The organism is Paracoccus sp. KKT209, from assembly GCF_055635455.1.
Window position 1 is genome coordinate 1,203,819 of the sequence record NZ_CM145758.1, and the last position, 16,612, is coordinate 1,220,430.

20 protein-coding genes and 1 tRNA gene are annotated in these 16,612 nt (G+C 66.5%); 12 read left to right on the plus strand and 9 right to left on the minus strand.

Translation table 11 applies throughout. The annotated features are described in order from the left end of the window. Positions 1-220: 220 nt before the first annotated feature. From ACZ2G3_RS05915 to kce, 3 genes are read left to right on the plus strand one after another with little or no spacing between them, the layout of a single operon-like run. Positions 221-883 (plus strand): GntR family transcriptional regulator, encoded by a 663-nt coding sequence (locus ACZ2G3_RS05915; protein WP_470398318.1) that lies wholly within the window; start codon positions 221-223, stop codon positions 881-883. A gap of 22 nt (positions 884-905) precedes the next feature. After that, positions 906-1,814, plus strand: a complete 909-nt coding sequence (locus tag ACZ2G3_RS05920; protein WP_470398320.1) for a 3-hydroxyacyl-CoA dehydrogenase NAD-binding domain-containing protein — start codon at positions 906-908, stop codon at positions 1,812-1,814. Between the two features lies 1 nt (position 1,815). Next, positions 1,816-2,748, plus strand: a complete 933-nt coding sequence (gene kce, locus ACZ2G3_RS05925) for a 3,5-dioxohexanoate:acetyl-CoA acetone transferase (RefSeq protein ID WP_470398322.1) — start codon at positions 1,816-1,818, stop codon at positions 2,746-2,748. Positions 2,749-3,158: 410 nt separating this feature from the next. On the opposite strand, the gene ACZ2G3_RS05930 is transcribed toward kce, so the two are convergent. The 7 genes from ACZ2G3_RS05930 to ACZ2G3_RS05960 all read right to left on the minus strand — a co-directional run bounded on the left by ACZ2G3_RS05930 (position 3,159) and on the right by ACZ2G3_RS05960 (position 7,153). Then, complete coding sequence (locus ACZ2G3_RS05930) at positions 3,159-3,647, minus strand: gluconokinase (protein WP_470398324.1); 489 nt, start codon at positions 3,645-3,647, stop codon at positions 3,159-3,161. Then, positions 3,644-4,915: a TRAP transporter large permease gene (locus tag ACZ2G3_RS05935; protein WP_470398326.1), complete on the minus strand. Its 1,272-nt coding sequence runs from the start codon at positions 4,913-4,915 to the stop codon at positions 3,644-3,646. The genes ACZ2G3_RS05930 and ACZ2G3_RS05935 overlap by 4 nt, the downstream gene beginning before the upstream one ends. After that, positions 4,912-5,331: a TRAP transporter small permease gene (locus tag ACZ2G3_RS05940; RefSeq protein WP_470398328.1), complete on the minus strand. Its 420-nt coding sequence runs from the start codon at positions 5,329-5,331 to the stop codon at positions 4,912-4,914. Before ACZ2G3_RS05940 ends, ACZ2G3_RS05935 begins: the two co-directional genes overlap by 4 nt. 37 nt (positions 5,332-5,368) lie before the next feature. Beyond that, a protein-coding gene (locus tag ACZ2G3_RS05945; RefSeq protein WP_470395968.1) for an IS5 family transposase occupies positions 5,369-6,126 on the minus strand; the annotation gives its coding sequence in 2 pieces (ribosomal slippage) (positions 5,369-5,805 and positions 5,805-6,126; 759 coding nt in all). Between the two features lie 28 nt (positions 6,127-6,154). Further along, positions 6,155-6,814, minus strand: coding sequence for a hypothetical protein (locus ACZ2G3_RS05950; protein WP_470398330.1), 660 nt, complete (start codon positions 6,812-6,814; stop codon positions 6,155-6,157). Further along, positions 6,757-6,999 carry a DUF6538 domain-containing protein gene (locus tag ACZ2G3_RS05955; RefSeq protein ID WP_470398332.1) on the minus strand — a complete coding sequence of 81 codons (243 nt, stop codon included), beginning with the start codon at positions 6,997-6,999 and terminating at the stop codon, positions 6,757-6,759. The genes ACZ2G3_RS05950 and ACZ2G3_RS05955 overlap by 58 nt, the downstream gene beginning before the upstream one ends. A 79-nt stretch (positions 7,000-7,078) precedes the next feature. Then, positions 7,079-7,153 (minus strand) — tRNA-Thr (locus ACZ2G3_RS05960). A gap of 138 nt (positions 7,154-7,291) precedes the next feature. Here ACZ2G3_RS05960 and ACZ2G3_RS05965 point away from each other — a divergent pair. From ACZ2G3_RS05965 to ACZ2G3_RS05990, 6 genes are all read left to right on the plus strand, one after another. Beyond that, positions 7,292-7,468, plus strand: coding sequence for a hypothetical protein (locus ACZ2G3_RS05965; protein ID WP_470398334.1), 177 nt, complete (start codon positions 7,292-7,294; stop codon positions 7,466-7,468). Further along, positions 7,468-8,745: a UDP-N-acetylglucosamine 1-carboxyvinyltransferase gene (gene murA / locus ACZ2G3_RS05970; RefSeq protein WP_470398336.1), complete on the plus strand. Its 1,278-nt coding sequence runs from the start codon at positions 7,468-7,470 to the stop codon at positions 8,743-8,745. Before ACZ2G3_RS05965 ends, murA begins: the two co-directional genes overlap by 1 nt. After that, on the plus strand, positions 8,742-9,218 hold the full coding sequence (locus tag ACZ2G3_RS05975) for a DUF2948 family protein (RefSeq protein ID WP_470398338.1): 477 nt from the start codon (positions 8,742-8,744) through the stop codon (positions 9,216-9,218). The genes murA and ACZ2G3_RS05975 overlap by 4 nt, the downstream gene beginning before the upstream one ends. Before the next feature lie 108 nt (positions 9,219-9,326). After that, positions 9,327-10,640, plus strand: a complete 1,314-nt coding sequence (gene hisD / locus ACZ2G3_RS05980; protein ID WP_470398340.1) for a histidinol dehydrogenase — start codon at positions 9,327-9,329, stop codon at positions 10,638-10,640. After that, positions 10,637-11,116 carry a UPF0262 family protein gene (locus tag ACZ2G3_RS05985; protein ID WP_419267367.1) on the plus strand — a complete coding sequence of 160 codons (480 nt, stop codon included), beginning with the start codon at positions 10,637-10,639 and terminating at the stop codon, positions 11,114-11,116. Before hisD ends, ACZ2G3_RS05985 begins: the two co-directional genes overlap by 4 nt. Before the next feature lie 4 nt (positions 11,117-11,120). Further along, positions 11,121-11,588, plus strand: a complete 468-nt coding sequence (locus ACZ2G3_RS05990) for an arsenate-mycothiol transferase ArsC (RefSeq protein ID WP_470398343.1) — start codon at positions 11,121-11,123, stop codon at positions 11,586-11,588. Here ACZ2G3_RS05990 and ACZ2G3_RS05995 read toward each other — a convergent pair. Further along, positions 11,585-11,815, minus strand: a complete 231-nt coding sequence (locus ACZ2G3_RS05995) for a DUF1127 domain-containing protein (RefSeq protein WP_470398345.1) — start codon at positions 11,813-11,815, stop codon at positions 11,585-11,587. The two genes, ACZ2G3_RS05990 and ACZ2G3_RS05995, sit on opposite strands and share 4 nt — an antisense overlap. 145 nt (positions 11,816-11,960) lie before the next feature. Here ACZ2G3_RS05995 and ACZ2G3_RS06000 point away from each other — a divergent pair, with 145 nt between their 5' ends. Beyond that, positions 11,961-12,824 carry a LysR family transcriptional regulator gene (locus ACZ2G3_RS06000; RefSeq protein ID WP_470398347.1) on the plus strand — a complete coding sequence of 288 codons (864 nt, stop codon included), beginning with the start codon at positions 11,961-11,963 and terminating at the stop codon, positions 12,822-12,824. Positions 12,825-12,853: 29 nt separating this feature from the next. On the opposite strand, the gene edd is transcribed toward ACZ2G3_RS06000, so the two are convergent. Continuing rightward, complete coding sequence (gene edd / locus ACZ2G3_RS06005; protein WP_470398348.1) at positions 12,854-14,656, minus strand: phosphogluconate dehydratase; 1,803 nt, start codon at positions 14,654-14,656, stop codon at positions 12,854-12,856. A gap of 200 nt (positions 14,657-14,856) precedes the next feature. Here edd and ACZ2G3_RS06010 point away from each other — a divergent pair, with 200 nt between their 5' ends. After that, positions 14,857-16,050: an RSP_2647 family RNA methyltransferase gene (locus ACZ2G3_RS06010; protein WP_470398350.1), complete on the plus strand. Its 1,194-nt coding sequence runs from the start codon at positions 14,857-14,859 to the stop codon at positions 16,048-16,050. Next, on the plus strand, positions 16,050-16,589 hold the full coding sequence (locus ACZ2G3_RS06015) for an RSP_2648 family PIN domain-containing protein (RefSeq protein WP_470398352.1): 540 nt from the start codon (positions 16,050-16,052) through the stop codon (positions 16,587-16,589). Before ACZ2G3_RS06010 ends, ACZ2G3_RS06015 begins: the two co-directional genes overlap by 1 nt. The last annotated feature ends 23 nt before the right edge of the window (positions 16,590-16,612 follow it).

Below are 16,612 nucleotides of genomic sequence, written 5' to 3' on the forward strand. Positions count from 1 at the left end.
TCCTCTGGGTCAAGCGCCAACGGCCAAACTGTGATCTCACTTTAGCTAAAACCTCCTTTTGAGAATCGTCAACATGGAAAAAGTTACGCGATTACTGGACAAGAACCCGAATCAGCGACATCTTTATAAGAGAACAAGCTCAAGGTGAGGTCACGATTTGGAACGGGGATCAGCAGCAGCGGCACATCGCGACGGGTGGTCCCGCATCGGCCCGCTAGCCTTGCGCGAGGGGCAGACGGCGCAGTCCCAAGTCTACTGCACCCTGCGCGAGGCGTTGATCAGCGGCTACTTCCGCCCTGGCGAAGAGATCAGCCTGCGCCGCGCCGCCGCCGTTCTCGGGACCAGCGTCACGCCCGTGCGCGAGGCGCTGCGCCAGCTGGAAAGCGATGGCGGGCTCGAGGTTTTCGGCGGGAACCGGGTCCTGCGCGTGCCGGTGCTCAGCCCGGCCGAGTTGCTGGACATCCGCGACATCCGGACCAACCTTGAGGGCTTTGCCGCCGAAGTGGCGATCGCGGGCATGCGCCCCTCGCGGCTTCGCCTGATCGAGAACGCGTGCCAACTGATGCAGCGCGCCGCGGATGCCGGGGATGCGGACATGTATCTGGAGAACAACTGGCGCTTTCATTCGCTGATCTACGAGGCGGCTGAGCGGCCGGTGCTGATGGGGCTGATCCGCGGCATGTGGTTGCGCGTCGGCCCGCTAATCCGCACCGCCGTCACCGCACCGCTGCATTTCGACCGCTCGATGAGCAGCCACGACGCGGCCATGGAGGCCCTGCGTCGGGGCAACGGCGCCGCGCTGCGTGACGCCATCATCCGCGACATCATCGATGCGGCCGCGGATCTGACTGCCGCGCCCGTCGGCGCGGCGCGGTCCGCATGACCGGCAAAGGGAGAGGGAACCCATGACACGAACCATCGCCGTAATCGGCTGCGGCCTGATCGGCCGGGCCTGGAGCATCGTCTTCGCGCGCGCAGGCTGTGACGTCCGCCTATGGGATCCGGTTCCCGAGGTGCGCGACGCGCTGCCGGGCCTTCTAGAGGCGACGATCCAAGTCAGCGGCGACGATCCGGCCGCGCTGCAGCGGGTGCAGATCTTCGACACGTTGCAGGACGCCCTGACCAGCGCCGAATGGGTGCAGGAGAACGGCCCCGAGCAGCTAGAGATCAAGCGCGACCTCTACGCGCAAATGGACGCCATTGCCGCGCCGGAGACGGTCCTGGCCTCGTCCAGCTCGGCGCTAGTCGCCTCCAGCTTCGCGGCCGGCCTTGCCGGGCGGGGCAGGGTGCTGGTCGCGCACCCGGTGAACCCACCACACGTGATCCCCGTGGTCGAACTATGCCCATCGCCCGACACCACGCCCGAGGTGATGGACCGCGCCGAGGCGCTGATGCGGGACGTGGCGCAGGTGCCCGTCCGCATGACGCGCGAGGTGGACGGTTTTGTGTTGAACCGCCTGCAGGCGGTCGTTCTGGCCGAGGCGCTGTCGCTGATCCAGCAGGGCATCGTCACGCCGCAGGGGCTGGACGATACGATAGCCTACGGGCTCGGCCGCCGCTGGACGCTGATGGGGCCGATGGCGACAATCAACCTGAACGCTCCTGGCGGTGTGGCGGACTATCTAAACCGCTACGGCCCCACCATGGCGCGACTGTCGGACGGCGCCGCCCGCGGCGAGGCCTTCAGCGCTGGCGCCGCCCAAATCGTAGCCGAGGCCATGCCCACTCCGGCCGAGGTGCCGGTCCTAACCATGGCGCGCGACCGCCGGCTGGCCGCCTTGGCCCGCCACCTGAACGCAGAAAAGGAGACGTAAGATGCCCGCAGCCCGCAAAGTCATCATCACCTGCGCCGTGACCGGCGCAATCCATACCCCGTCCATGTCCCCGCACCTGCCGGTCAGTGCCAGCGAGATTGCTGAAGCCGCCATTGGGGCAGCCGAAGCGGGCGCCGCGGTCGTCCACCTTCACGCGCGCGATCCGAAGGACGGCCGCCCCGACCAGACCCCCGACGCGTTCGAGCCCTTCCTCCGCGTCATCAAGCAGCGTTCGGATTGCGTGGTGAACATCACCACCGGCGGCGCCCCGACCATGAGCATCGCCGAGCGCGTCCGTCCCGCCGCCACCTGGAAGCCCGAGCTAGCCTCGCTTAACATGGGCTCGATGAATTTCGGCCTCTTCCCCATGCTGAAGCGGTTCGAGAGCCAGCTGCAGCATGATTGGGAGCGGACCTACCTCTCGGATAAAGGAATCCTCTTCCGCAACACCTTTGCCGATATTGAGCATATCCTGACGACGCTCGGCGCGAACGGCACCCGGTTCGAATTCGAATGCTACGACACCGCCCACCTCTACAACCTCAAGCATTTCGTGGATGAGGGGCTGGTCGAGGGCCCGCTGTTCATCCAGACCGTCTTTGGCCTAATGGGGGGGATAGGAGCACATCCCGACGATGTCATGCACATGAAGCGCACGGCGGACCGGCTGTTCGGCGACAACTACCGCTGGTCCGTCCTCGGCGCCGGCCGCAACCAGCTGCCCATCGCAGCCATGGCGGCCGCCATTGGGGGTCATGTTCGCGTGGGCCTCGAGGACTCAATCTGGGCCGGACCGGGACAGCTTGCGGAAAGTAACACCCAGCAGGTCCGCGCGGCACGTCAGATCATCGAGGGGCTGGGCCTTGAGGTCGCCTCACCGGACGAGGCGCGCGAGATGCTGGCGCTGAAGGGCGCGGACAAGACGTCGTTCTAACCCGGACTAACCGAAGCCAGTGGTGCCCGCCGCCGATCCAGTCTGGACTAGAAGAAGCCAGACAAAGTTGCTGCAGTTCGTCGAACTCGTCTCCTGTGAGCCCCGGCGATCTTGGAACGGCGAGCGCCATTGGCCAATCGAAGAACCTACACCGCAGCATCCGATAGAGCATGATCGGCCGCATTGAGGCGCATGCGCGTGGAGATATCTCCAGCGGCACGTGCCCGTTGTAAGGGGACGCAGATCGTCGTGACGAGCCCAACGCGGACAATCATGACTGCCGCAGCGAATGCGGCGCCGGCAAGAGCAGTCGGCCCTAAGCAGTCGTTCAGCCTATATCAGCTGCTGCGATGCATCTTTCCCGAACCGGACGCCCACAGTTTCGGCGGCCTTTTCGGCTTAACGGCTTGCTATTTCGAAACTGAAGAAATGATCGTCTGCACGATTTGCGCGGTCGGCGGCGCAATGCCAACTCTGAGATGACGTTCATCCCATCCCGGCTCTTCCAGCGTAGCGACCTGGCTGTCTAAGAGGGCGATGGGCATAAAGTGGCCATTGCGGTGGCGCATCCGCTCGATCAGGGTCTCTCGCGTGCCGTGCAGGTAGATGAACAGCACATCTGCTGGCGCAACCTCACGCAATAAGTCTCGGTAACGGCGGCGAAGGGCCGAATATGCCATGACGGTGCCGGGCCGAAGCTCAGCCCCAACGGCGCGCAACCACGGCTCACGATTGACATCCGTCAAGGGCTCTCCACGGGCCATTTTCGCGATGTTGGCTGACGAGTGCAGTTCGTCGCCATCGCGGAAGTGCAGACCCAGTCGCGCGGCCAGCGCGCGACCAACCGTGCTTTTGCCACAGCCCGAGACGCCCATCACGACATAGGCGACGCCCATCATGTCAGCAGCCATACCGGCCATAGGACGATCTGAGGCAGGGCCGCGACGATCACCAGCACGATGATGTTGATGGCATAGAACGGCAGCGCTGCCCGGACCAGCGCCTGCATCGGCAGCCGGGCAACGTAGGCTGTCGCAAACAGGCAGGTCCCCACAGGCGGCGAGGCGAGACCCACGGCCAGCGCCGCGCTCATGAACACGAGGAAATGCATCGGATCGACGCCAGCCTGCACGGCTGCGGGCATCAGAACCGGGATCAGCATCAGCGCGGCGGCGACAATGTCCATCAGCATGCCCACGATCAGGAAAACGATCCCCATCAGGATCAGCACCAAGAAGCCCGAGGCGTCGAAGAAGGCCAGAAGGGAGGACGCCTTCCGAGGCAACTGATCGATGGTGAAGATATAGGTCGCGGCGCTGGCGACCATCAGGATCAGCAGAACCGCCCCGGCGGTCCGCCCGGCCTCGATCGCCAGCTCCAGCATATCGCGCCAGCCGATCTCGCTATGAACCAGCCCGGCGATCAGCAGTGTATAGAGAACGGCCAGCCCCGCCGCTTCGGTCGGCGTCACAACCCCCGAGAACATGCCCGTCAGGATGATGATCGGGGCGCCGACGGAGGGCGCGGCGCGCAGCAGCGCGCGGATCACCTGCCGCCCGTCCCAAGCCATCCGCGCCCCATAGCCGCGGCGGCGCGAGATCCAGTAATTGTAAAGTGCCAGCGCCACGGCGAGGAGGATGCCTGGACCAAGGCCGCCGGCCAGCGCGCCCCCGACCGAAAGTCCCGCAGCCGAGGCAGAGATGATGATCAGGATCGACGGTGGCACCAATGTCGCAAGCGTGGCGGTGATCAGCGTGAGGGCGGCCGAATAGTCCAGCGGATAGCCGCGCGAGGTCATCGAGCGGATCGTGATCGGCCCGAGACTGGCGATATCAGCCACAGAGGACCCCGATATCCCGCCGAAGACGAAGGACGAGGTGATGTTGACCTGTCCCAGCCCGCCGCGAAAGCGGCCGATCAGGGATTGCGCGGCATCAAAGATCCGCTCGGACAGACCGCCGCGTTCCATGATCAGGCCCGCCATGATGAACAGCGGCACCGCGATCAGCAGGAACGAATTGATCGAGGTGGCCATGCGCTGCGTGATCATGCTGATCGGCAGGTCGAACCACCACAGCACCGACAGCGTGCCGAGGCCGAGCGACACGGACAGGGGAACGCCAAGGATGGCGAGCGTGAAAAAGACAGCGATAAGCGTGAGGCTCATGGCGCGGGCTCCGTTGGGGGTGGGGACAAGGGGCGCAGGCTGTCCAGCAGGGCCCCGAGGATCGCAAGAGCTGAGCCGAGGACCAGCGGCAATGTCGCCCACCACATACCGACCTGCAGGATCGGAGATTGCTCACCAAAGCGGATTTGCTGGTTCAGAAGCGACCAGCCGTGCCAACCGACGATCGTGAACAACGTGACACAAGCCAGAACCTGGGCAACGCGCATGACCAGCAGCACGGGGCGGGGCGCGGTCTCGGGGATCAGTTGCAGCGAAGGGTGCGCCCCGCTGCGGAACGAGGCGGCAAGCCCCATCCAGATCGTCCATATGAACATGAAACGCGACAATTCCTCGGTCCAAGGCACCGAGATGCCAGCGAGACGAGAGCCGACCTGCAATGAGATCAGCGCCACCATTACCAGCACCGCGACTAGGCTCAGGACTCGTTCTTGATCACAGCCAAAATAGGACGGTTGCGGCCAATGCTATTGCGGAGAGGTATGTCTCCGGGCACCTGTCGTAACGCGTGGCGACACGTCTCCAGTCTTTCAGCCGCCCGAACATGATCTCGATGCGATTGCGCCTTCTGTAGCGGCGCTTGTCGTATTTCACGGTTTTCTTGCGCAACTTCCGGCTAGGGATACAAGCTTTTATCCCTCTGTCCTGCAACGCTTTTCGCAGCCAGTCAGCATCATAGCCTCGGTCCGCCAAGAACCAATCAGCCTGCGGCAGGCCGTCCAGAAGCGCCGCTGCGCCGGTGTAGTCGCTGACCTGTCCTGCCGACATGAAGAACCGGATAGGTCTGCCTTTCGCATCGGTGACGGCGTGCAGCTTGGTGTTCATGCCGCCTTTCGTTCGACCAATCTGGCGACTGCGCCCCCCTTTTTGGCCCGCAGGCTGCAAGCCGTGCGATGCGCCTTCAGATAGGTTGCATCGATCATGATTGTCTTCGGATCGGTGCTCTCGGCGGCCAGGCCGACCATGATCCGGGCGAAGACCCCGTTGTCACTCCAGCGCTTCCAGCGATTATAAAGCGTCTTGGCAGGTCCATATTCACTCGGCGCATCGCACCATCTCAAACCATTGCGATTGATGAAGATAATGCCGCTCAGCACCCGCAGATCGTCAACTCGGGGACGGCCATGGCTCTTGGGGAAGTAGGGGCGAAGGCGCGCCATCTGCGCCTCGGTCAGCCAGAACAGGTTGCTCATCGATCAGGTCTCCTTGCGGCGGCCTGAATCACGCAAAGGGCGTAAAATCAATGGGTCTGGAGCCTAGGTACTTCTGGCTGACCGTCTTGCCCGCGAGGCCCTTGTTGTGGCGCAGATCATCGCACCAGAGGGAGATGTCCTCAGGAGTCACCTTCCCGGCATCGTCATGACCCACGATGGTACGCAGAGAAGCCAGCTTCTGCCGAAAGTCTCCGGTGGTCCTCTCCGACTTTCCGTTAGCCAGATGATCGCGTTCCCACAGCCTGAATGCGTCGGTGATGGAGAAGGGGGCAGGGGAGGGGACAGCTTCAGGGGCCTGAGCGGGGGGCCATAAAGGGAACCTCTCTGCCAGCGGGTCAGGCCGGAAGTCGCCCTGAGAGCGGCGATGCTGGAAGTCGGCCCATTCCTTGGCGACTGAGTGGAGCTGGCCGATAAAGCGTTGACGGCTGTAGTCGTCGGCGTTCAGCCCAGCCTTGCGAAGTAACCGGTCAGCATCATCCCCGTACCAGTTGGCCAAGCCTTCGGAGGTAACTTCGCCCGAAGCAGTCTTAGCTATCAGTGTTTCCCACAGGCGCGGCTCTCCAGGTTCCAGCTCCACTACCGCATCCAGTTCGCGGCGCCACTCACCTGCTAGTGCCGAGAGCTGAATGAGCGGATTGCTGTGGGGCCTGAGCGGGTAGCCTGCCATTGGCGCTGCAACTCCTCATAGCGAAGGGAGAACCGGCGCTTGGCTTCGGCAGGGTCCTTTGTCCGCAGCGACTCCTTCACAACAGGACGCGCGCCAGACTGCACTAGGTCAGACGGAACTCGAACGGTCAGGTAGTAGACGCCGGTCTTCGGGTGCTTGCTTGGGCTGGGCATTCGGAGGGCCATGTATGCCACCTCTGTATACCACCGAGGGGGCTTCAAGCCTCTGAACTACCGCAAGTTCTTCAAGACATTCAAGAAAAACTGGTGCTGTGAGAGAGGATTGAACTCTCGACCTCACCCTTACCAAGGGTGTGCTCTACCACTGAGCTACCACAGCGCCGTTGGAGGGGCGTTTAGACAAAGGCCGCGGCCCGCGCAAGGGGGGTCGGGCGATTTTTCCCGAAAATGCGCAAGGGCGCTTGCGGGCGCGTGCGTTTGCTGGACTGTGGCGCGGCCGGACGCTAACAGGAAGGCCATGACCGACCGCCGTGACCAGAAACCCAGAACTGACAGCCGCGAAGAGCGTCTTCGCCAGGCGCTGCGTGCCAATCTGGCGCGCAGGAAGGCTCAGGCGCGGGCGCGGGCGGGCGGATCGGAAAGCGACAACAAGACCGTCCCGGATGCGGATGGCGAGACAGGCAAGGACAGCTGATGGACCAGATCATCGTCGAGGGGAACGGCCCCCTGAAAGGGGAGATCCCCATCGCCGGCGCCAAGAATGCCTGCCTGACGCTGATGCCTGCGACGCTCTTGACCGACCAGCCGCTCACGCTGACCAATGCGCCGCGCCTGTCGGACATCCGCACCATGACCGCGCTGCTGGGGTCCCTGGGGGCAGAGGTCGCCTCGCTGCAGGAGGGCCAGGTGCTGGCGCTGTCCAGCCATGCGCTGACCAGCCACCGGGCGGAATACGACATCGTGCGCAAGATGCGCGCCTCGATCCTGGTGCTGGGGCCGCTGCTGGCGCGGGACGGGGTGGCCGAGGTGTCGCTGCCCGGCGGCTGCGCGATCGGCGCGCGGCCCGTGGACCTGCACCTGCGGGCGCTGGAGGCGATGGGCGCCAGCCTGGACCTGCGCGACGGGTATGTGCATGCCAAGGCGCCTTCGGGCGGGCTGCAGGGGGCGGTCTTCGAATTCCCGATCGTCTCGGTCGGGGCGACGGAGAACGCGCTGATGGCGGCTACGCTGGCCCGCGGCACGACGGTGCTGAAGAACGCCGCGCGCGAGCCCGAGATCGTCGATCTGGCCCGCTGCCTGCGGGCGATGGGAGCGCGGATCGAGGGCGAGGGCACCGGCACCATCACCATAGAGGGCGTCGATGCGTTGCATGGCGCCACCCATCCCGTCGTCACCGACCGGATCGAACTGGGCACATACATGCTGGCGCCTGCGATGTGCGGTGGCGAGGTCGAGTTGCTGGGCGGCCGGATCGAACTGCTGTCAGCCTTTTGCGAGAAACTGGACGAGGCCGGCGTCAGCGTCGAGGAAACCGCCCGCGGCCTGAAAGTGGCGCGCAAGAACGGCCGGGTCCGGGCGGTGAACGTCACGACCGAGCCCTTTCCGGGATTTCCGACCGACCTGCAGGCGCAGTTCATGGCGCTGATGTGCATGGCCGAGGGCACCAGTGTGCTGGAGGAGACGATCTTCGAGAACCGCTTCATGCATGCCCCGGAGCTGACCCGCATGGGCGCGCGCATCGAGGTTCATGGCGGCCATGCCACGGTCACCGGCGTGGAAAAGCTGCGCGGGGCGCCGGTCATGGCCACCGACCTGCGCGCCTCGGTCAGCCTGATCCTGGCGGGAATGGCCGCCGAAGGATCGACCACCGTCAGCCGCGTCTATCACCTGGATCGCGGCTATGAGCATGTCGTGCGCAAGCTGCGCGGCGTGGGTGCCCATATCGAACGCGTGAAGGAGGATGCGTCATGACCCGCGATGCCCGTTTCGCCGATGCCGATCCGCGCCCGCTGGCGCTGAAGGCCGAGGATGAGGTCGACCTGCGCATCTTGTCCTCGCTGGTCCAGGATGCGGTGCTGACCGGCGCGGAGATCAGCCATGACGCCAAGGCGCGGCGGCTGGCGCTGCTGGTGACGCGCTTTCGGTGGGAGGATGCCCAGGCCGCCGAGGCCGAGGGGCGCCCCTTCGAACGTGTGCGGTCGCTGATGGTGATCGGCGACGTGATGCGGGTGGTCAGCGACGGCGTGCAGCGCGACGGCGACACGGTTCTGGAACTGCTGGCGCTGCGCTGGCAGCCGGGCGATGACGGCACCGGCCGGCTGTTGCTGGATTTCGCGGGCGACGGCACGATCGTGGCCGAGGTCGAGTGCATCAGCGTCGACCTGCGCGACGTGACGCGCCCGCACGAGGCCGTGTCGGGGCGGGCGCCCCGGCATCCGGACTAGACCGAAGATTTCTGGAACAAACGGGGCCCGCGTCACCCTGTCCGCCCCGGCGGGCTTGAGGCGGGCGGGCAAGCGGAGTATGCGCGCGGCGCTTCAAGGGGAAATGACATGCCGGTCACGCTGAACATCGACGACGCCGATTTCGAGGCCGGCTTTCAGCACATGCTGTCGGCCAAGCGCGAGGATTCCAGTGATGTGAACGAGGCGGTGGCCGCGATCATCGCCCGGGTGCGGGCCGAGGGCGACACGGCCCTGTGCGACCTGACCGCGCGTTTCGACCGCCTGTCCCTGACCCCCGGCACGCTGCGGTTTTCGCCCGAGGAGATCGCCGCCGAGGTCGCCAAGGTCGGCCCGGAGGACCGCGCCGCGCTGGAACTGGCGGCCGAGCGCATCCGCGCCTATCACGCCCGCCAGATGCCCCAGGATGCCAGCTGGACCGACGCCCAGGGCGCGACCCTGGGCTGGCGGTGGAGCGCCGTGTCGGCGGCCGGGCTTTACGTGCCCGGCGGGCAGGCGGCCTATCCATCCAGCGTGCTGATGAACGCAATCCCGGCCCGCGTCGCGGGGGTGGAACGCCTGGTCATCTGCGTGCCGACGCCCGGCGGGGTCATCAACCCGCTGGTCCTGCTGGCGGCGCAGCTGTCGGGCGTGGACGAGATCTATCGCATCGGCGGGGCGCAGGCCGTCGCGGCGATGGCCTATGGCACCGACAGTATCGGACCGGTGGACAAGATCACCGGGCCGGGCAATGCCTATGTCGCGGCGGCCAAGCGCCAGGTTTTTGGCCGGGTGGGGATCGACATGATCGCAGGCCCCTCCGAGGTCCTGGTCATCGCCGATGGCGACCAGAACCCGGACTGGCTGGCCTGGGATCTGCTGGCCCAGGCCGAACATGACGCCGATGCGCAGTCGATCCTGATCACCACCGATGCCGACATGGCCCGCCGCGTGGCCGCCGCCGTCGAGCGGATCATCCCGACGCTGCAGCGTTCGGCCATCGCCGGGGCCAGCTGGCGCGACTATGGCACGCTGATCGTGGTGCGGGACCTGGATCAGGCTGCGGCCCTGTCCAACCGCATCGCGCCCGAGCATCTGGAACTGTGCGTGGACGATCCCGAAGGACTGGCGGCGAAATGCATCCACGCGGGGGCGATCTTCCTGGGCGCCCACACGCCCGAGGCGGTCGGCGATTACGTCAGCGGCCCGAACCACGTCCTGCCGACGGCGCGTTCGGCGCGGTTTTCGTCAGGGCTGTCGGTGATGGATTTCCTCAAGCGCACCACGATGGCGCGACTGAGCCCCGGCGCGCTGGCCGCCATTGGTCCCGCGGCGGTGCGCCTTGCGGCATCCGAGGGCTTGCAGGCCCATGGCGCTTCGGTTCAGGCTCGGCTGGAGCTGCTGAACGAAAGGGTCGGGGAATGAGTCGCATCACGCGCATCGAGATTGATGACCGGGCCATCGCGCCGGCCACGCCCGAGATGGAGCAGGAGCGGCGCGTCGCGATCTTTGACCTGATCGAGGATAACAGCTTTGCCGTGCCCGGCCGCGACGGCACTGCCGCCCCCGAGGGCCCCTTTGTTCTGCAGCTGTGCATCCGCGAGGGGCGGCTGGTCTTTGACGTCAGCGACGAGGCATCCGAGAAGGTGGCCGAGTTCCACCTGTCGCTTGGTCCTTTCCGCCAGGTCGTCAAGGACTACTTCCAGATCTGCCAGAGCTATTTCGATGCGGTGAAACGCCTGCCCCCCGCCCAGATCGAGGCGATCGACATGGCCCGGCGCGGCATCCACAACGAGGGCGCCCGCACCCTGCAGGAGCGTCTGGAGGGCAAGGCCGAGCTGGATATCGACACCGCCCGGCGCCTGTTCACCCTGATCTGCGCATTGATCCCGCAGGGCTGAGCCGATGGCGCAGGACAAGATCCCTTCCTCGGTTCTGTTCTGCTGCGATCACAATGCCATCCGCTCGCCGATGGCCGAGGGAATGATGAAGAAGTTCTATGGCCGCGCCGCCTATGTCCAGTCGGCGGGGGTCAAGAACGACATGGAGGTGGACGGCTTTGCCATCGCCGTCTGCGACGAGATCGGTGTCCATCTGGCGGCGCATCGCAGCCGCAGCTTTGACGAGATGCAGGACTGGGGCGACGACCTGAGCCAGTTCGACCTGATCGTGGCCCTGTCGCCCGCCAGCCAGCGGGTCGCGCTGGAAATGACCCGCTGCGCCCATCTGGAGGTCGAATACTGGCCGATCATGGACCCGACCGGCCTGGCCGAGGGACGCGAGGCGCGCCTGGCCGCCTATCGCCAGACGCGCGACCAGATCGAGACGCGGATGCTGGACCGTTTCGGCCCGCCGATCCCGCCCCAAGTTTAGCGCCTGCGCCAGTTGGTAGGCACGTCCCAGACCGGGCGGGCGATCTCGGCCTCGACCTGATCGCGGGTCAGGCCGATGTCGCGCAGCTGGTCGTCGCTAAGGCGCGCCAGGTCGATGCGGGTCCGCTGCACGTCGAAGACGGTCAGCAGACGCTCGATCCAGGACGGACGGGGAACGATCCCCCGGCCGGTCACGACACGCAGAAGGGCTGTGGATTTCGTCGTCATCGTTCAACTCCGCTGATGTTTTTCATCACTTAACGGGATGATTAGCAGTTCTTTCATCTCCGTTATTGATTGATACCGGCAGCTAAGCTATTTGTGAAACGAATGGTTTTGATGCAATTCATCACGCGATTCGAAGGATCATCCCATGCGCAACCTGGACATCGCCACGCTGAGGTCGCTGCAGGCCGTGGCCGAATACGGCGCCGTCACCCGCGCGGCCGAGGCGCTGAACATGACGCAAAGCGCCCTGTCGATGCAGATGAAGCGGCTGGAGGAGATGTTCGGTCGCCCGATGCTGGAGAAGGCGGGGCGGGGCGTGGTGCTCAGCGACTTTGCCCAGGACCTGCTGGGGGAAAGCCGCAAGCTGGTGGCGCTGAACGATGCGATCCTGTCACGCTTTACCGGCGCCCGCCCCGAGATGCGGCTGCGCGTGGGGCTGACCAGCGACTGGCTGTTCACCAAGGTGGCGCAGACGGTGCGCGCCTTTCGGCTGGACCATCCGCAGATCGAGCTGGTCATCAACGACGCCCGCAGCAAGGACCTGCGCAGCCAGATGAATCGGGGCGAGCATGACGTGATCCTGACCACGGAATTCGATGCCCCCGCCGGGGCCATCCACCTGGCCAAGGTGGATCTGGCCTGGTTCGGGGCCGTCGGCGGGCAGGCCTGGCGCGAACGCCCGATGCCGATCGCGAATTCGCCGCATTGCGCCTATTATCCGGTCGGCATGGCCGCGCTGGACCAGGCGGGGATCGAATGGGTGCAGGCCGTCAGCGAGGGCGGCAGCGACACCTGGCGGGTGCTGGCGGCGGCCGACCTGGGGGTCACGCTGCTGCCGCGCGGGATCGAGCAGCCGGGGCTGGAGGTGGTCGAACATGGCGGCGCGCTGCCGCCGCTGCCGGCAACCTGGCTGAACGTCTATGTCGCGGAAGGTCCGGCCCGGCGCGTCGCGTCGGATTTCGCGGGTTATCTGCGCCGGGTCGTCTGCGAGGTCGCGGCCGCCGCCTGAAGGGCGGCGGCACCTGCGGCCGGTCAGGGTTAGACGACGACGCCGGCCCCTTCAGTGGCCGGACCCGCGACCGCGCGGAAGGCCGCGAACAGCTCTCGGCCCAGGCCCTCGCTGCTGTCCTGCGGATCAAAGGCCACGGGTTCGCGGCTGTCGAAATCGGGCGCCAGACATTCCAGCGTTCCGGCCTCGGCATCCAGGCGCACCATGTCCCCGTCGCGCAACCGTGCCAGCGGTCCCCCGCTGGCCGCTTCGGGAGAGATGTGGATCGCCGCCGGAACCTTGCCCGAAGCGCCCGACATCCGGCCATCGGTGACCAGCGCGACCTTCAGCCCGCGATCCTGCAGGACCGCCAGGGTCGGCGTCAGCGAATGCAGTTCCGGCATGCCATTGGCGCGCGGCCCCTGAAAGCGGACGACGACCACCGTATCCTCGGTGAATTCGCCAGCCTTGAAGGCGGTCTTGACCGATTCCTGGTCCTGGAAAACCCGTGCCCTGGCCTCGATCAGGCGGCGCTCGGGGGATACGGCGCTGATCTTGATGACGCCGCGGCCCAGGTTGCCCTCCAGCTGGCGCAGCCCGCCCGTCGCGGCAAAAGGATCGCTGGCCGGGCGCAGGATCTTGTCGTTCAGCGTGTCGCGCGCGCCCTGTTCCCACCGGATGCGGGCGCCGTCCAGCTTGGGCTCGGCCGTATAACCCTCCAGGCCGGTGCCGTTGATCGTCTTGACATCCGCATGCAGCAGCCCCGCCTCCAGCAGCTGGCCGATCATGTAGCCCAAGCCCCCCGCGGCGTGGAAATGGTTCACGTCGGCCAGCCCGTTCGGATAGACCCGCGCCATCAGCGGCACGTTTTCCGACAGGTCGTGGAAATCCTCGATGTCCAGCAGGACGCCCGCCGCCCGGGCCATCGCGGGCAGGTGCAGCACCAGGTTGGTCGAACCGCCCGTGGCCATCAGCCCGACGATGCCGTTGACAAAGGCGCGTTCGTCCAGAACCTCGCCCGCCGGCAGGTATTCGTTGCCCAGGTTGGTGATCGCGGCCGCGCGCTGGACGGCAGCCGTGGTCAGCGCCTCGCGCAGCGGCGTGTTCGGGTTCACGAAGCTGGAGCCGGGCAGGTGCAGGCCCATGAACTCCATCAGCATCTGGTTGGTGTTGGCGGTGCCGTAGAAGGTGCAGGTGCCGGGCGAATGATAGGAGGCCATCTCGGCCGCCATCAGCGCGTCGCGGCCGACCTCGCCGGTGGCGAACTGCTGGCGGACCTTGGATTTCTCATCGTTGGGCAGGCCCGAGGGCATGGGACCCGCCGGCACGAAGACCGCGGGGATATGACCAAAGGTGCCCGCCGCGATGATCAGCCCCGGCACGATCTTGTCGCAGACGCCCAGGTACAGCGCCGAATCAAAGCAGTCATGCGACAGCGCCACCCCGGCCGCCAGGGCGATCACGTCGCGCGAGAACAGCGACAGCTCCATCCCCGGGCGCCCCTGGGTGACGCCGTCGCACATCGCCGGCACGCCGCCCGCGACCTGGACCGTGGCCCCGGCCGCCCGGCCCGCCGCGCGGATCTGGTCGGGAAAGTGCTCATAGGGCTGATGGGCCGACAGCATGTCGTTATAGGCGGTAACAATTCCCAAGTTTGGCTTGCGGGTCGTGGCCATGTCGGTCTTGTCGTCCATGGCCGCATAGGCATGGGCCTGGTTGCCACAGGACAGATGCGCACGCGCCGGACCTTCCTGTGCCGCGCGGGCGATCTTTTGCAGATAGGCACCGCGTGCCTTGTGCGAACGTTCGCGGATGCGGTCGGTCACTCGGTCGATGCTGGCGTGAAGGGTCATGGCCCGGCCTCCTCTGGCTTTGCGGGCAATATAGATCGTTAGCGTTAACGCTTCAACCTGTGGTCGGCGGCGCCGGTCCTGCGGATGGGTGTTTCACCGGCATCTGCGGGTCCGGTGCCGGCATATTTGGCCGGAAAGCCGGGCTGCGGCTTGTGCGGGCCTTGGCGGCATGTCAGATCGGCTGCGAAAGGAATTCCGCCATGAGTGATCTGCCTGTCATCCGTCTGCGCCCCAAGTCCAAGCCCCAGGCCATCCGCCACGGCTTTCCTTGGGTCTTTGCCGATGAGGCGGTGCTGGACCGCCGCACCAAGGCGCTGCCGGCCGGCGGCATGGCCGTGCTGGAGGACCCCGAGCGAAAGCCCCTGGGCCTGGTGACGGTCAACCCCCATTCCAAGATCATCGCGCGGGTGATGGATGCCGACCCGCAGGCAGTGATCGACGGCGCCTGGCTGCAGGCGCGGCTGGCACGGGCGCTAGAGATGCGCGAGCGCCTGTATGATGCGCCCTTCTACCGGCTGGTCCATGCCGAGGCTGACGGGCTGCCGGGCCTGGTCATCGACCGGTTCGGCGATGCCGCCGTCATGCAGCCCAACGCGGCTTGGGCGGATGCCATGGCCGAGCAGATCGCGGATGCGCTGGTCGCGGTCACCGGCATCTCGACCGTGGTGCTGAACGGGCAGGGCCGGGCGCGGGGGCTGGAGGGCTTGGGCGAGCGGATGGAGGTGATCCGCGGCAGCGCGCCCCAGGCTCCGGTGCAGGTCCGGATGAACGGCGCCATCTACCTGGCCGACCTGATGGGCGGGCAAAAGACCGGGCTGTTCTATGACCAGCGCCCCAACCACGCCTTCACGCAGCGTCTGGTGGCGGGCGGCTCGGTGCTGGACGTCTTCAGCCATGTCGGCGGCTTTGGCCTTGCGGGGCTGGCGGCGGGCGCGACCTCTGCCGTCTGCGTCGATGGCAGCGCGGCGGCGCTGGACCTGGCGCGCGGCGGGGCCGAGGCGATGGGCGCGGGCGACCGGCTGGAAGTGGTGCAGTCCGATGCCTTCAAGGCGCTGGAGGCGCTGGCCGGGCAGGAACGGCAGTTCGACGTGGTGGTCTGCGATCCGCCGGCCTTCGCGCCGTCGAAACCCGCGCTGGACGCCGGACTGCGCGCCTATGAGCGGGTGGCCAAGCTGGCCGCGCCGCTGGTGGCGCCCGGCGGCTATCTGGTCCTGTGCAGCTGCAGCCATGCCGCCGACCTGACCGCCTTCCGCAATGTCAGCGCCCGCGGCATCGGCCGCGGCGGGCGGCGCGGCGTGCTGATCCATACCGGGCAGGCGGGACCGGACCACCCGACCCTGCCGCAGCTGGCCGAGACCGGCTATCTGAAGGCGCTGTTCTTCCGGCTGGACTGATGCGCGCGGTCCTGGACGCCAATGTCCTGTTCCCGACGATCCTGCGCGAGGTCATGACGGACCTTGCGGGCGCGGGCCTGTTCCAGCCGCTGTGGTCGGACCGGATCCTGGACGAATGGCGCCATGCGGCAGGCAGGCTGGGGCCCGATCAGCATTCCGTGGCGGGGGCCGAGGTGGCGCTGCTGCGGCTGCGCTTTCCCGACGCCCGCGTGGCGGCGGATGGCCAGGCGGCGATCGACCTGGACTTCCCCGACCCCGCCGACCGTCATGTGGTCGAGGCCGCACTGGCCGGCGGCGCGACCCTGATCGTCACCGCCAACCTGCGCGACTTTCCGCAGCGGATGATGGCGGGGCTGGGCCTGCGGGCCCTGCACCCGGACGCCTTCCTGCTGGATCTGCACCGCGGAGACCCTGCTGCGGTCGCGCGGGCGCTGCAGGATGCCCGCGCCAAGGCGGCCGCCATCGGCGGGGAGATGACGATGGCCGACATGCTGCGGCGCTGCCGGCTTCCCCGGCTGGCCCGGGCAGTGAAAGGTTGAACAGCATTGCTGTTATCGCTAAC